Annotated in this window: 12 protein-coding genes; 8 read left to right on the plus strand and 4 right to left on the minus strand. The window is 55.5% G+C overall.

The genetic code is table 11. The features are described from left to right. Positions 1-39 precede the first annotated feature (39 nt). The 3 genes from H627_RS0115915 to H627_RS18865 form a co-directional block, all read right to left on the minus strand. On the minus strand, positions 40-1,437 hold the full coding sequence (locus H627_RS0115915) for a zinc ribbon domain-containing protein (protein WP_081674978.1): 1,398 nt from the start codon (positions 1,435-1,437) through the stop codon (positions 40-42). A gap of 174 nt (positions 1,438-1,611) precedes the next feature. Beyond that, positions 1,612-3,504: an ABC transporter ATP-binding protein gene (locus H627_RS0115920; RefSeq protein WP_027829714.1), complete on the minus strand. Its 1,893-nt coding sequence runs from the start codon at positions 3,502-3,504 to the stop codon at positions 1,612-1,614. Beyond that, positions 3,488-5,260 carry an ABC transporter ATP-binding protein gene (locus H627_RS18865; protein ID WP_051225506.1) on the minus strand — a complete coding sequence of 591 codons (1,773 nt, stop codon included), beginning with the start codon at positions 5,258-5,260 and terminating at the stop codon, positions 3,488-3,490. Before H627_RS18865 ends, H627_RS0115920 begins: the two co-directional genes overlap by 17 nt. Before the next feature lie 220 nt (positions 5,261-5,480). On the opposite strand from H627_RS18865, the gene H627_RS0115930 reads away from it, so the two are divergent. From H627_RS0115930 to pyk, 3 genes are all read left to right on the plus strand, one after another. After that, complete coding sequence (locus H627_RS0115930) at positions 5,481-6,482, plus strand: matrixin family metalloprotease (RefSeq protein WP_027829715.1); 1,002 nt, start codon at positions 5,481-5,483, stop codon at positions 6,480-6,482. 109 nt (positions 6,483-6,591) lie between these two features. Then, entirely contained in the window at positions 6,592-6,837 is a 246-nt protein-coding gene (locus H627_RS0115935; protein WP_035441415.1) for a P8 family protein, read from the plus strand. 559 nt (positions 6,838-7,396) lie between these two features. Then, a complete protein-coding gene (gene pyk, locus H627_RS0115940; RefSeq protein ID WP_027829717.1) occupies positions 7,397-8,830 on the plus strand; it encodes a pyruvate kinase in 1,434 nt (477 codons plus the stop codon). Positions 8,831-9,545: 715 nt separating this feature from the next. Here the strand turns inward: pyk and H627_RS0115950 are convergent. After that, on the minus strand, positions 9,546-10,529 hold the full coding sequence (locus tag H627_RS0115950) for an ROK family protein (RefSeq protein ID WP_027829718.1): 984 nt from the start codon (positions 10,527-10,529) through the stop codon (positions 9,546-9,548). Positions 10,530-10,646: 117 nt separating this feature from the next. Between H627_RS0115950 and H627_RS0115955 the strand changes: the two genes are divergently transcribed. The 5 genes from H627_RS0115955 to H627_RS0115975 all read left to right on the plus strand — a co-directional run bounded on the left by H627_RS0115955 (position 10,647) and on the right by H627_RS0115975 (position 15,393). Beyond that, positions 10,647-11,990 (plus strand): hypothetical protein, encoded by a 1,344-nt coding sequence (locus H627_RS0115955; protein WP_027829719.1) that lies wholly within the window; start codon positions 10,647-10,649, stop codon positions 11,988-11,990. A gap of 63 nt (positions 11,991-12,053) precedes the next feature. Beyond that, the gene (locus tag H627_RS0115960) at positions 12,054-12,677 is read left to right on the plus strand and encodes a GyrI-like domain-containing protein (RefSeq protein ID WP_027829720.1); all 624 of its coding nucleotides are present in this window, start codon (positions 12,054-12,056) and stop codon (positions 12,675-12,677) included. Between the two features lie 386 nt (positions 12,678-13,063). Beyond that, positions 13,064-13,552 (plus strand): 5-(carboxyamino)imidazole ribonucleotide mutase, encoded by a 489-nt coding sequence (gene purE, locus H627_RS0115965; RefSeq protein WP_027829721.1) that lies wholly within the window; start codon positions 13,064-13,066, stop codon positions 13,550-13,552. 4 nt (positions 13,553-13,556) lie between these two features. Beyond that, positions 13,557-14,684, plus strand: a complete 1,128-nt coding sequence (purK, locus tag H627_RS0115970; RefSeq protein WP_035441418.1) for a 5-(carboxyamino)imidazole ribonucleotide synthase — start codon at positions 13,557-13,559, stop codon at positions 14,682-14,684. After that, the gene (locus tag H627_RS0115975; RefSeq protein ID WP_027829723.1) at positions 14,677-15,393 is read left to right on the plus strand and encodes a phosphoribosylaminoimidazolesuccinocarboxamide synthase; all 717 of its coding nucleotides are present in this window, start codon (positions 14,677-14,679) and stop codon (positions 15,391-15,393) included. Before purK ends, H627_RS0115975 begins: the two co-directional genes overlap by 8 nt. Positions 15,394-15,395 lie beyond the last annotated feature (2 nt).

A 15,395-nucleotide genomic window follows, 5' to 3' on the forward strand; every position in this document is an offset into this window, starting at 1 on the left:
AATATTCGGCAGGTGTGTTTTTGTATTAGCATGACCGCGTTAAGACCGCATCAGGTCAACCAGCCCAATGATAAACTCGCCCAACAGGCAAGCCAGGGAGATATACCCAATCAATGCAAACCCGGTGGATTGAATTTGCACCGTGGTAATGGCGCCCTTAGCAAACATCAGCACGAACAGGAACGCGTAGCCGATGACGCTGAAGACCCCCGCCCCGAACCGGATGAGCGGTGAGGAGCGGCGTTTCCAGAAACTGAAGACAATAAAAATCAGCGGGCCAATGGCGGCGACCACTAAGAGCAGGTAGCGCAGCGCGGCGGGTGATGTCAACTGCATCTTGCTCAGCAGTGAGGTGCCATTGCTGAAGTCGACCAAGCTGGCAGTATTAGAGAAGTAGCCTGGAATATAAACTCCGAGCATCACCACGAAGGAGAAGATGGCACCTAAGATATCGGTCACGCCGATATGGAACTTCTCTTTGGGCTCAGCCGCCTCATCGTCGTCCGCGTACTGATCCTGATCTTGGTCAGTCTGATCAGTCGGTGCGGCACCGTAGTCATTATTGATTGGGTCGTAGCTGCTGGCCGCGGATGCACTGTCTGGGGCAGCGGAAGCAGTATCAGCGGCGTAGTTGTTGGCCGTATCATACTGCGGTGCTTGCGGCTGAGCAGCCTCCTGGCCGTATTGATCAGGTGCTTGCTGGTATGGTCCATCCTGCCCCTGATTCGGTGCTTGATAGGCGTCTGCCGGCTGGGCCTGCGGCTGCTGCGGAGCGCTTTGATAATTGGCCCCGGTGCTGCTGCCGTAAGGATCGGTATCCGTTGGTGCGGCTGACCCGTAGGCGGGCTGCTGCGCACCGTAATCCGGTTGCTGCGGCGGCACTTGGTCGTTTACCGGAGCATAGGCATTGCCGCTGGGCGTGCCATAATAGTTAGCGTTCTGCTGCGGGGCCGCATAGGAATTATTCTGACCAGCGAAATCAGCCGGGGCCCCGGATCCCTGCGGCTGCTGCCACGGTTGATCCTGGGGCGCACTGGCTGGTTCCGGCTGGGCCGGTTGCGGTGTGAACCCGGGATAAACCGGAGCCTGATCGTATTGATCAGCGGCTGCCTGATTAGCCGCGGGCTGCCCTTGGCCTTGGTCCCAGGTCGGCTGACTGGAGAAAGTCGGCTCCTCCGGTTGCACCGGACTGGGTTCTGCCGGCGTATCCGCCGTCAAACCCAAAGTCCCATTTTGTGGTACTGTGCGCTCACTGGTCCGGATTGCAGTCGCGGATTGGTCCCCCTGTTGGCCATCCCCTTGAATCGGCTGCAACAACTTTAACTGGGCCACCCCCATGACCATTTGCCGGGCCCGTTCCGTTAACGGATAACCGCAATTTTGGCAAAAGTTCTGTTGTGAGCTCACAGGGTAGCCACAATTTGGACAATACTCCACCGTTCAACACCTACTCCCTTATCTACGATTACGCTTCAAAATCTAGTCTAGCTCAATTATACCGGTATTGCACGGACAAATACAACGGTGACAACCGTTCCCCCCGGAGAAAATAAAAAACAGACCAGGGACCCGCGCAATGCGAATTCTTGACCCGTTTCAGTCAAATGAAACTTATTCAAGTACCAGCGAGCCTGTATACAATTGATAATACTCGCCGTGTTGCGCCATTAATTGTTCATGATTCCCCCGTTCAACGATCTTCCCGTGATCCAGGACAATGATCAGGTCAGAGTTGAAAATTGTGGATAAGCGGTGGGCGATAACAAATGTGGTGCGGCCCTTCATCAGGTTATCCATCCCAGCTTGGACAGCCCGTTCAGTCCGCGTATCGATACTGGCAGTGGCTTCGTCCATGATCATCACGGGCGGATCGGCCACAGCGGCCCGGGCAATCGACAATAGCTGCCGCTGGCCCTGGGACAAGTCGCTGCCGTCCCCGTCAATCGTGGATTGATAACCCTTGGGTAATTCCTGGATGAACTCGTCGGCATTGGCCAGTTTGGCCGCGGCAATCACTTCATCATCGGTGGCATCCAGATTGCCCATCCGAATATTGTTCATGATCGTATCGGTGAACAAATTGGTCTCTTGCAAAACGATGGCCAGCGACCGGCGCAGGTCCGCCTTTTTAATCTCCCGAATATCAATCCCGTCATAGGTGATCTGACCGGAATCAATATCGTAGAAGCGGTTGATCATCGAGGTGATCGTCGTCTTCCCGGCCCCGGTGGCCCCGACAAAGGCGACTTTCTCCCCAGCCTTGGCGGTCAAGTTGATGTCGTGCAGAATCTGGACGCCAGGATAATAGGAGAAGTTCACATCTTTAAACTCGACAACGCCTTGCACGGGCACTAGCTTTACTGGCGTGCCGACTTGCCAGGCCCAGTTCTCGGTATGTTCTTTGGTCGGAACGAGATTGCCGGCGGCGTCTTTCTTCATATTCGTCAGCGTGACTTTGCCGTCATCGCTTTCCGGCTTTTCATCCAGCAGACCGAAGATCCGTTCTGCCCCGGCCAAGGCCATGATGATCGAATTGACCTGCTGCGAGATCTGAGCAACCGGCTGGGTAAAGCCCCGGCTCAGTTGCAGAAAAGCGGCCAGACCGCCCAGGGTCAAGGTGATCACGTTATTGACGGCCAAGGTGCCCCCCACCACAGCGGTCAGCACATACAGCAGGTTGGACATGTTGCCCATGATGGGAAAGACCATGGTCGCGTATGCGTTGGCCTTTGCGGAATCATTGCGCAACCCAGAATTGTACGTATCAAATTGTTTCTGCACCGCCTGTTCGTGGGAGAAAACCTTGACGACCTTCAAGCCGTTAAGGATTTCTTCCGCATAACCGTTCACCGTACCCAGTGCCCGCTGTTGGGCGGAGAAGTACCGGGACGACTGGGAGAACAAGACCCGGACAAAGATGATACTCAATCCTAGAACAACCAGCGACAGTAAGGTGAGCAGCGGGCTGATCAAAATCATCATAATCAGCACGAAAACCATGTTGAACAACGACTGAATGAATGTCGGGATACTTTGCGAAATCATCTGCATCAGCGTATCCACATCGTTGGTGTAGCGGCTCATGATATCGCCGACGTCATTGCGGTCGAAATAGCTCATGGGCAGGGACTGCATGTGTTCAAACATTTCATCCCGAATCTGCTTCTGCACCCGTTGGCCGATGATCACTTGCAACTGGGTGAAAATGCCAGTACCGATCACACCGGTGTAATAAATCGCCGCCATGATGGCAATGGCTTGAATCAGCGGCGCAAAGTTCGGCGTCGCTTCTTTAGTCAGGGGCATGATGTAACTATCGATCAGAGTCTGAATGAACTTTGACCCCAAAGAAGCGGACAAAGCGGCAACGATAATACTGATGATCGACACCACCCACATGGTCCGGGAACTGGCAAAGGTATATTGCAGCAGCCGGCCCAGCGTGCGCCAGGTATGTTCCGGCTTGCGCGCCCGGCCTCGGTTATTATTACTTGTTCCCCGCATCTGGCGCATTGCTGTCCCCTCCTTCCTTGATCGTACCTTGGACATCCTTTTGCTGGGAATTATTCAATTCCCGATAAATGGCATTACTCTTCAACAGTTCCTCGTGGGTGCCAACGCCATTGATCTGGCCATCATCCATGACGATGATCTGGTCGGCCTGGGCGATGGACGTGATCCGCTGGGAAATCATGATCTTGGTCATATCCGGCAATTCAGTCCGGAGCGCGGTCATGATCTTTCCTTCGGTTTCGGTATCTACGGCACTGGTGGAATCATCCAAGATCAGGATCTTGGGTTTCTTCAGCAAGGCCCGGGCAATGGTCAGCCGTTGATTCTGACCGCCGGATACGTTGCTCCCGCCCTGCTCAATATAGGTATCGTATTTCTTGGGCATCTCTTGGACGAAGCTGTCCGCCTGGGCCATTTGAGCTGCCTTTTCCACTTCAGCGTCGGTGGCATTGGGATCGCCCCAGCGCAGGTTTTCATAAATCGTACCAGAAAACAGCGTATTGTTCTGCAACACCATGGCCACGGCATCCCGCAATGGCCGCAAGGCGTAGTTGCGCACATCCACATCACCGACCAGCACGGTGCCCTTGGTGACATCGTACAACCGGGGAATCAGCTGGACCAATGTCGACTTGCCGGAGCCGGTCGCCCCAATGATCCCGACAAATTCGCCAGGCTTGATCTGCAGGGACACATCAGCCACACTGGGATGCTCCGCGTGCAGATAGGTCATGGAGACGTGATCGAAGGTGACTGACCCGTCTTTCACCGTGGTCACCGGCTTGGCCGGGTCCACAATGGACGGCTTCTCTTGCAGCACCGCCGCGATCCGGTTGGCTGATGCTTGGGACACCGACAGCATGGTAATGATGTTCGACAGCATCATCAAACTGAACAGAATACTCATGGTGTAAGAAAACAGCGCGACCAGCTGGCCAGTCTCCAAGGACTTGCCCACAATCATTTGGGCCCCGACCCAGGAAACGATCAGCATCGTGGTGTTGATCATGAAGGTCATCACCGGCGCGTTCAGGGACATCAGCCGTTGGGCCTTGGAGAAAATCGTGAAGATGCCGTTGCTGGCATCCTTGAACTTATTGATTTCTTCCTCTTGCCGGTCAAAGGTCTTGATCACTCGAATACCCCGCAAGTTCTCGTTCACGACCCGGTTCAAAATATCATACTGGCGGAAAACATGGCTGAACAGCGGATATGCCGTATGAATGATGAGGTACAAAACGACTGCCAGGATGGGCACGACAATGGCAAAAATCAAGGCCATCTGCTGGCTCACCCGGAAGGACATGATCATCGAAAAGATGAACATCAACGGGGCCCGAAAGGCGATTCGGATTGAAATCTGGTAGGCCTGCTGCACGTTGGTGATATCGGTCGTTAACCGAGTCACGACGCTGGCCGTGGAGAAATGCTCGATATTGGCAAACGAGAACTTCTGCACCTGAGCGAATTCATCATGCCGCAGATTCTGGGCAAAACCGGCCGCAGCATGGCTGGAGAACCAGCTGGCTCCGGCACCGACGATCAAGGAGACCACGGCCAAGCCCACCAAGACCATCCCCCAGGAACTGATATAGCCCAGGTTGCCAGGGGTGATCCCGTAATCGATGATGTTTCCCATAATAAAAGGAATATAAGTTTCCAGCATGACTTCAATGGTCACGAGGAGCGGCGAGAGCAAAGACATCCATTTATACTCCCGCACGGATTTCAGTAGTATTTTAACCACAGGGAAACCTCCACTTTCTAAAAAAATAGCGCCCTGCTAAGCCGCAAGATCGACTTGCGACCACCATTCACCAGCGGCGAATGAAAGGGCTATCGCGGGTAATGCACGCTATTTAATGGTAACGCAGTTTAAAGGAAAGTTCACGTTGTAAGCTCATCAATTGCTTTTCATCAGCCAACTCGGTAAGCTGTTGCCAGAGAGTGGAAAGGATAGTGGCAATATGCGTGTGCTGTGGCGTTTCATCACATTTCTGTTTCAACTCGCCATTGTGGCCGGCCTGGTGTTATTATTGCTGGTCGGCATTCGCAAATGGCAAACCTACGATCAAGTGCACCGGGTCAGTCAACTGATTTCTGAACAGCAAAACACCAGTGCCAGCGCCCCCAAGGGCTGGTCGACGTTGGAAAGCTGGTGGCTGGCGGATGAGAACGGCCAAATCGTTTATAATGCGCAAGCGTTGCCGAAATACCAAACCGAAGCGGCCAGCGCCGCGGCGTGGTGGAACAAGGCCGCGGGCCGCACGATTATCGTCCCCCAAACCACCCAAGCAGCAGCGGACGTTTACCTGGCACCAGTGCAAAGCAAGTACCTGTCCTTCTCTGGGCTGGCCAGCAACGGCCATAAGATCCTGCTGAATACCACGGCGCAAAAAAACAATACCAGCGACACGGATGTGATCAACATCTTCATCCACGAATTCGGTCATGCCCTGGGGCTGGCCCATGCGCCGCAGAGCTATAACGACGTGATGTCGCCGTCGCAAATTGCCTCCGGCCAAGTACGCCAAGTGTCGCAATACGATCGGGACGCGTTAACCGCCGCCCTGGCCCGAATCAGCAAAGTGAAGGCCCAGGGGGTCACAGATCAGGCGTACACCGCGATCGCCGGCCAGCAGCCGCTCACCAGCAGCGGGTTAACTCATTTGGATGACCCGGTGCAAAATGCCCGGCAGCCCTTAGTGGACGTGCTCACCCAAACGATTTCCCGCATCAGCAAACAGGGCGAAACCGACGACGCCACTTTGGCCAATGCCAAGGAGTATGTCCAGCGTCTTAAATATAACGAGGATGTCAGTGACGCGACCATCCATGGCGCAGAAGATACCTTGCATACCCTGGCAGTTAATTATCATTTGGAAAAGTATTTCCCGTTTGCTTTCAATCAGGGCGGCCAAAGTACGGCCCATAACGACGATTTACGCAGTATTCTCGGCAACGATTAAGCCTAGTTTTCGGAAAATAACGCATTTCGAGCTTTTTTTCGTGCTGAAATGGTCCCGATGCATTACAATGGTATTTGTAGCAAGTAACTAATTAATGGAGGTATGGATTATGGCAGTTGAAGACGGTACAGCGGGCGATCCTAAGGACATCGAAATGACCATCATGTTGGACAAGAAGATGAACGAAGAGTTCGACTGGAGCGATAGTAAGCTTCCAATCCGTGATGCTCTTTGGGACTACTACATGGAGAAGAACAATCACAGCACTGACAAGACTGAGAAAGACATGGAGCCTACATTGGACATGTCCGACGATGACGTTAAGGCATTGGCTGAGAAACTTCTCAAGAAGTAATCGGCAATCTGCACTGCAGAGGCGCCAACAACGCTGATTATGAAGGCCGGAGCGAACTGAACGCTCCGGTTTTTTTGTACCCAGAGGGCAGAGGGCGCAGGCCGACGGTTAGCGGCGTATGCAGAAGGAGGACCAGGCACAAAACCCGCACTTAGGTTTTTTGTCTGGTCCTCCTTCTGCCCTAGCCGCTGTCGGCCGGAGCCCGTTTAGGAGGAGACACGGTCTTTGAACGCCGTGCCAATGCTCCGCAACCTCCGGCAAAAATGGGGCTGGAACGTGGTGACGGCGCTTTGAGCCCGCAAAAACCGCGGTCTCAAAGTCGCCTAACCACATCGGCGGCAAGCCGCCGTGTGGTTTCCACCACTGAGCCCATTTTGCCTCCGGTTGCTACGCATTGGCACTAGATCCACTAGCACTTTAAGTCATGTCTCAGTCACCCTACCCTTCTACCGGTCGGCTTTGCCCTTTACCCTCTCTTGTCCTAGTAACCGTTTTCCCCTATAATGAGCTTGTGTATCAATGACCAAATTTTTCATCAATTCTGGAGGGTAAGCAAACAATGCGTAGAACTAAAATCGTTTCCACGGTCGGTCCGGCCGCCAATACTACGGACATTATGGTGCAGCTGATCAAGGCTGGCGCGGATATTTTCCGTTTCAACTTCTCCCACGGCGATCACGAGGAACAACTCGGCCGGTTTAAGAAGGCCCACGAAGCCATGCAAATCACCGGCAAGCGGATCGGTTTGATGCTGGACACCAAAGGTGCGGAAATCCGCAGCTCCGATGTTAAAGAAGACGGCAAGATCCACTTTAACGTTGGCGACAAGGTCCGTATCGGCATGGACGCCAGCATTTGGACCAGCAAGGAATTAATCGGGGTCAGCTATGCCGGCCTGTACGATGACGTTCATGTCGGCGGCCACGTCCTCTTCGACGATGGCTTGCTGGATATGAAGATTCTGGAAAAGGACGACAGCAAGCGCGAACTGGTTACCGTTGTCGAAAACGCTGGCGATTTGGGCGGTAAAAAGGGTGTTAACGCCCCTGGCGTTGAGATCAACCTGCCGGGGCTGACTGAAAAAGACCGGGACGATATTACTTGGGGCTTGCAACAAGGCTTCAACTACATTTCTGCTTCCTTCGTCCGCAAACCCAGTGATGTGCAAGATATCCGGGACTTGGTTGATGCTGGTCCGAATCCGCATGTCATGATCATCCCGAAGATCGAATCCCAAGAAGGCATTAACAATGCCGATGCCATTCTGGCCGTCTCCGATGGCTTGATGGTGGCCCGGGGCGACATGGGTGTCGAGATTCCCTTCGAAATGGTTCCGCAAGTACAGAAATCCCTGATCCGCAAGGCGAACATGGCCCACAAGCCGGTTATCACGGCGACGCAGATGCTGAATTCGATGCAGGAAAATCCGCGGCCGACGCGGGCCGAAGTCGCTGACGTCGCTAACTCCATCTATGACGGGACCGACGCGACGATGCTGTCCGGCGAAAGTGCCAACGGCAAGTACCCGGTTGGGTCTGTCGCGGCCATGGCCCGGATCGACGAAGCCACTGATGAGGATCTGCCGCAGCACTCTGTGATCATGGACGCGTTCAACGCCAATGACAGCATTACGGATACGCTGGGCTACTCAGTCGTTTCCGCGGCTGAGCGGGTTGGCGCCAAAGTCATCGTGGCCGTTACCGCCAATGGCTTTACGGCCCGGAGTATTGCCCGCTTCCGGCCCAATATTCCGATCATTGCCTTGACCTTCACCAACGAAGTCGCTGATTCCTTGATCCTCTCCTGGGGCACGACCCCGATCGTCATTGACGATACGGAGAACATCAATGAGATCTATGCAACGGCGGAAAAGGTTGCCGTGAGCGAAGGCTTGCTGGAAAAGGGTGATCGCATGGTGATCACGCTGGGTATTCCGTTTGGCAAGTCGCACCATACGAATAATATGTATGTTCGGGAAATCGGCGAGGATTAAGTCGACTGATCCTGTGATGTTTGGAAGCCGCCTGCTGGGGCGGCTTTTTGTTTTGGATACACTGTAATCGTTTGCAAAAAAGGTTAAACCATGCTATTCTATTATTATGGATATTGGTACATGTTGAAATTAAGGAGTGAGTGCTGATGACTAGGTCCAAGAGCATTGGGAAGTACACTTTGATTTTCATTGCCGGTCTGTTGGCTGGTATTGTTTTACGGGCACTCGTTGGCTACTTCTTCCCGGGATTCCCTGGGGTGTGAGTGTTGGTCTGGAAATGGGCGGATGGCCGTGGAAAATCGCGGTGTGTCTGCCCGTTTTTGTTTGTACTGGTTTTAGTGTCTAAAGTAGGCGTCCTCCTCCTAAACGGGCTCCGGCCGACAGAAGCTATGGCAGAAGGACACCCCGGCAAAAAACCTAAGTGCGGGTTTTGTGCCGGGGTGTCCTTCTGCCGCCGCTTCTGACCGTCGGCCTCCGCCCTCTCTGCACAAAAATACCGCAACGAGGGGAGGTCGCTGCGGTATTCGCTTTTCTGCCGGACCACCTGGGGAGAGGATAGTCCATGGATGGCGGAAAATGGAAAGAAGAAAAATCATGAAAAGAATGTTTGGGGGAAAGGAATTAACCTTTCGACTCTGTTATGGTAGCTGGAAAATGTGAAGGATTTGTGACGTTTATCTTGCGATTTCTCAAAGGCAAAAGCCTGTGTGGTGCGTCACGAGGCGTTATTTTTAGCCCATTTAGCCCGGCCGCGGACGGCAGCCCCGACCATACCCGCTCGATCGCCTAAGGCCGCGGGTACGATTTTGGCGGCAGCCAGCGGCTGGGCCAGGGCATGTGCGTCAATGTACTTTTGGGCAGGTGTCATAATTCGTTTCCCGGCAGCGGCCATCCCCCCGCCGATGATGATCCGCTCCGGGTTGAAGACGTTGATAATCGATACCAGGCCAACGCCAAGCCATTCGCCGGTTTGATTCATCACTTCATGGGCGACGGCGTCCCCTTCGTCGTAAGCCAGCGAAACCATTTTACCAGTTAGCGGCTGCCCCTCAGCCTGCCACTCCGCCAGCACACTAGTCGGGGCTTTAGCAATAGCTTCCTGGGTCGTTTGAATCAGACCCGTGGCGGACACGTAGCGTTCCCAGCAGCCGATGTTGCCGCAGTTGCACGGGCGGCCATTCGCGTTGATCGACATGTGCCCCAACTCCCCGGCACTATCGGTGGTGCCGTAAAGCATTTTGCCTTCCAGAATAATACCGGCGCCGACACCCGTACCCAAGGTTAACAGGATGGCATTCTGGACGCCCTTGGCGGCCCCTTCCGACCATTCGCCGTACGTATTCATCCGCACATCGTTGTCCAAAACGACCGGAATATGCAGGCGGTTTTCAAACCATTGCACCACCGGCACATCCCGCCATTGGGGGAAGTTGGCCAGATAATGGGAAATCCCGGCCTGAACATCCATCAGTCCCGGCACTCCGATTCCCAGGGCCATCAGATCCTCGGGGTCAGTCCCGGTTTCTTTCAGCAGCCCCGTTAATAACGCGGCTAAGTTTTCCAAAATAATATCGGCGCTCTCGGTCGCCCGACTGGGTGCCCGTTTCTCACCAATTTGATGCAGCTGATCATCGAACAAAGCGACCTTGGCGTTGGTCCCGCCCAAGTCAATCCCGGCAAAAATTGCATTACCCATCATTGCCAACCTCCGCATTTGAATTTGTTCATCGATGCGCAATTATCCCACTCGTAATGTAGCATGTTCCTGCAAGAAATACGAGGCCTACGGTATAATTAATGTAGGAGGCGACAGCAAATGGAATTGAACATCACGGGGCTCCCCGATTCGTTGCGCCCCGCTATTGATCTATTGGCCCCGCGGTGGGACATCACGGTGACCGCGGATGCTGAGTTGACTGTGACCCTGGCCCCAACCGCCGGGACCTTGACCGTGACCCGGGCAGACACCGCCGGGACCATCGGGTATCCCGGCGGTGCCGCGGCGCTGCGCGGGCTGACCGAGTGGATCGCCCACGCGCAAAACGAACGGCATTTCAGCTACCAGGAGACGCCAACCGCCGCGACTGTGGGTCTATTATTGGATATTCGCCACAATGCGCAATTAACCACCCGCGAGGGTCAGGCGTTGCTGCAGCGCTTGGCGATGCTGGGTTACACCGCCTTGACTGTGATCACCGGTCCGAATACGCTACTGGACAGTGATCAGTTAAATACAGATGCCCAAATTTTGCATATTGCCCAGACAATATTGACTGCTGTACCGGACAAAGCACCGGCTGGCACCATTTCTCTGCATATGGACCAGGGCCTGGCTCCCAACCAGGGCGTCATGGTCGCCGCGGCCCAAGCAGCGGCTTTGACCCGACCCACTGAACTATGGGCTGCCGCCGCTTTCACCGATGGCGGCGAGACACCAACCCGGGCGATGATGCTTGGCTTACAGGCTGTGGCGGAAGCGGCCTATGCGCCGGAATTAACCAAAGACTGGCTGGCCGCGCAATTCTGGCTCATGCAGCACGAAGACTGGGATGGTTTCTATGCCCTGGATCAATTCGACAACTTCAAGCGCCGGGGCAAGACGAACATCCAAGGCGCCAATCCTAGCAAACTGCTGCTCTACATGGACTGGCTGACCCCGCGGTTCTGGGCGAACTTCAGCGGCGTGGATGCCGAGAAGCACTATCGGGTGCTGGCAGAGAAACTTGGCGGGGCGGTCACGACCCAAACCACCCGGCCGCTGTATGCTTATTATCAGCAACTGGCCCGCTTTCTCAGTCACAAAGCCCACCTGCTGGACGCCATTCAGGACGCCTATCGGGCCGGTGACCGGGACGAAATGACCGGGGTGATCGCCGAGCTGCAAGCGCTGGCCCGCCGCCTGGATAAACTGCATGATGCCCGCCAGACCCTGTGGTTGGTGGAGCGCTCGCCCATCGGCTGGGAGGTCGTGGATAACCGCTTCGGCGCGCTGAAGCAGCGCCTGTTAACGGCAGTGGAGCGGCTCAGTGCCTGGGAAGACGGCCGCTTGCCCGAGCTGCCGGAAATGACTGCCCCCTTGACTGCCATTGCCACCGAAAAAGGCGGCAAATTAGGGTTTGCCCGCTACCACGACATCATCAGTCCATTTCCCCAAGCATAAGCTAACCCTTTTTCTGCATTTCTGTTTATAATGACCGGCAGAAAAAGGAAAGCAGGGATCATCATGGCCCAATTCGATTATCGCATTGACGAACAAACTGAGTACAACTTGGGAGACACGCCGTCGCTGGTAATGCTGACAGAACGGAATTACTTAATGTTCCAAGGCACCGGTGAAGCGCAGCTGGCCAATCCGGAGTTCAAGGATGCGGCGGCCGCAATGTACGCCTTCGCGGCGGGCATCAAGGAACAGGCGCGGCACAGCAAATTGATCGACTGGTTCCGGGACTATGTCCCCTATCCGCTGAGTGTGTACCGAACCCCCCACGGCGCGTACACAATGCTGATCAAACAGCCCAATTTCACCGTCCCGGAGCTGCTGACCGCGGCGCAGGCCGCCGCTGGTCCGCTCACAGCGGCGGCCCGGCAAGTGGCATATCGCCGCACTGAAGAAGGGGTGGAAGTACAGCTGCTGCAAAAGGGCCCCGTTACCGAGGCCAGCTCAGTCTTCACCACTTTGACGGACTTCATGCAGGCCCACGGGATGACCCGGGCCCAGGACGGCTACCGGACGGTGTATCTGGATAATATTCTCACCACGCCGGCCGATCAAGTCCGCACGCTGGTCCGGATCCCGGTCACTGTCCGGGATCCGGACGCTGGGGATTATGAGATCGCCCGTAATTAGTCGGTCAGCCGTCAAGAAAACCAGTTAAAAAACAATATTCGCCCTTCAATTCCGAACGACACCCATCGTTCGGAATTTTTTTATGGCAAAAGATGTGGAATATACCATTTCAATTTTGTCATCGTTCGGTTTTATCTGATTTCCACGGACACTAATACTCCTATACCGACCGCCCATCCGATGATTCTTTTGTTCTCAAGAAAAACGGTTTTGACGCCGTGGTGATGTTATTGTTCGGTATCTGGCCCGCTCGAAACCGAGAACCAGATTAAAATATATAATACGAACATTCAATTGATTAAACCTAATTATAGTTAAGAATTTAGTTGTTTTTCAAGAACTCGTCTGGTATGCTGAACCCAACTTCAATCAATGGAGGTCAATTCATGGCAAAAGTTGCAGTCGTCATGGGTTCAGCATCCGACTGGCCCACGATGCGAAATACGTGTACCACGTTACAGCAATTGGGCATCGCCTATACTGCCAAAGTCATTTCCGCCCACCGGATGCCAATGGAGCTGCAGGCCTTTGCCAGCGGTGCCCGGGCCGCCGGCTACGCGGTGATCATCGCCGGTGCCGGCGGCGCGGCCCACCTGCCCGGCATGCTGGCGGCCAACACGACTCTGCCGGTCCTGGGCGTGCCGATCCAGAGCCACGCCTTGAGCGGGATGGATTCGCTGCTGTCCATCGTTCAGATGCCCAGCGGCGTGCCCGTGGGCACCCTGGCCATCGGCAATGCCGGCGCGATCAACGCCGCCCTGCTGGCCGGTCAGATCCTGGCCTTGCAGGATCCAGCCTTAGCCGATCAGCTCACCGCATACCGTACCGCCCAGCACGATGCAGCGGTGGAAAGCGGGGCTCAGCTCAGTGACTAGGGAAATGTTTCTGCCGCCGGCCACCATCGGGATCGTCGGCGGCGGTCAGCTGGGCCAGATGATGGCCCTGGCGGCCAAAGCCATGGGCTACCGGATCATCGTCCTCGACCCCACGCCCAACGCACCGGCGGGTCAAGTCGCCGACGACCAGATCGTCGCTGCTTACGACGACACCGCCGCTCTGCTGCAGCTGGCCCAGGCCAGCGACGTCCTCACCTATGAGTTCGAGAACGTCAACCTGACCACCCTGCGCAAGGCCCAGCAATACACCGCGCTGCCCCAGGGGACTGAACTGCTGGCCATCTCCCGGGACCGGATTCGCGAGAAGACTTTCTTGGAGAACCACGGCCTGCCGGTCACCCCGTTTGCCAGCGTGCCCACCGCGGCTGCACTGCCCACGGCCATCGCCCGCATCGGCTATCCCGCCATTTTGAAGACCACCACTGGCGGCTACGACGGCCATGGCCAGCAGGATTTGACCAGCCCCGCCGATCTCCCGGCCGGGCAGGCACTAGCCGCCAAGCAGCCCTGTATTTTAGAAAAGCGCCAGGCCTTCTCCCGGGAGTTATCCATCATGGTCACCCGGGACGGCCACGGTACGGTCCGCTGCTTCCCGGTCGTGGAGAACCGCCACGCCCACCATATCCTGCACACCACCCTGGCCCCGGCGCCGCGGCTGTCCGCCGACAAAGCGGCAGTCATCGCGGCGATGGCCGAACGCATTGCCGCCAGCCTCGACCTGGCCGGGGTGCTGGGTATCGAACTATTCGATACCCCCGCCGGCATCCTGGTCAACGAATTGGCCCCGCGACCCCACAATTCCGGCCACTACTCCATCGAAGCCTGCAACCTGTCCCAGTTTGCCGCCCATATTCTGAGCATCTGCGGCCTGCCGATCCCGCCGATTCGCCAGCGCAAACCGGCGGTGATGCGCAATCTGCTGGGCGCTGACCTGACCAAAGCCAAACAGCTCTGGCCGGCCCATCCCGAGTGGCATTTCCACGATTACGGCAAGGCCGAGATCCGCCCCGGCCGCAAGATGGGCCACATCACTGTTGTTGCCGAAGACCGCCAATCGATGACGGCTTTGACTGAATCCGTTAATTGGGAGGATACATCAACTCATGACTGAAGCCACTTTGATTTATACCGGTAAGGCCAAACAACTCTACAGCACCGCTGATCCCGACGTTTTAAAGGTCGTTTACCTGGACCAAGCCACCGCTTTGAACGGCAAAAAGAAAGTGCAGATCCAGGGCAAGGGCCCAGTCAACCTGCAGATTTCCAGCCTATTATTTCAAACCGTCGCGGCGGCGGGTATTCCCACCCACTATATCGCCACCGACAACGCCACCACCATGCGGGTCTACAGATGTGCGATGCTGCCGCTGGAAGTGGTCTTCCGCAATTTTGCCTCCGGTCATTTCGAAAGCAAATTTCAAGTCCGCCACCTGCGGCCTTTCTCCCCAGCCATTCATGAGTATTATTACAAGTCCGACACGCTGGATGATCCGTTCATGAACGATGATCAGATCAAAGCCCTGCGGATCGCCGACCAGGCCACGCTGGCGCAGCTCCGCACCCTGACCGATCAGCTGAATGCCCTGCTCACTGCCCGCTTTGCCAAAGCCGGCATCACGCTCGTGGACGGCAAGTTTGAATTCGGTCGGCTCAGCGACGAAACACTGGTCTTGGCCGATGAACTATCCCCGGACAACTTCCGCTTGGTGGACAGCCGAACCAAAGAGTCCCTGGACAAGGATGTCTTCCGCCAGGATGAAGGCCCGTTAGTCCCTGTCTATGAAGAAGTGCTGCGCCGGTTAACCGAAAGCGAGGAATAAGC

Origin of the sequence: Schleiferilactobacillus harbinensis DSM 16991, assembly GCF_000425885.1 — a bacterium.
Lineage (GTDB): Bacteria > Bacillota > Bacilli > Lactobacillales > Lactobacillaceae > Schleiferilactobacillus > Schleiferilactobacillus harbinensis.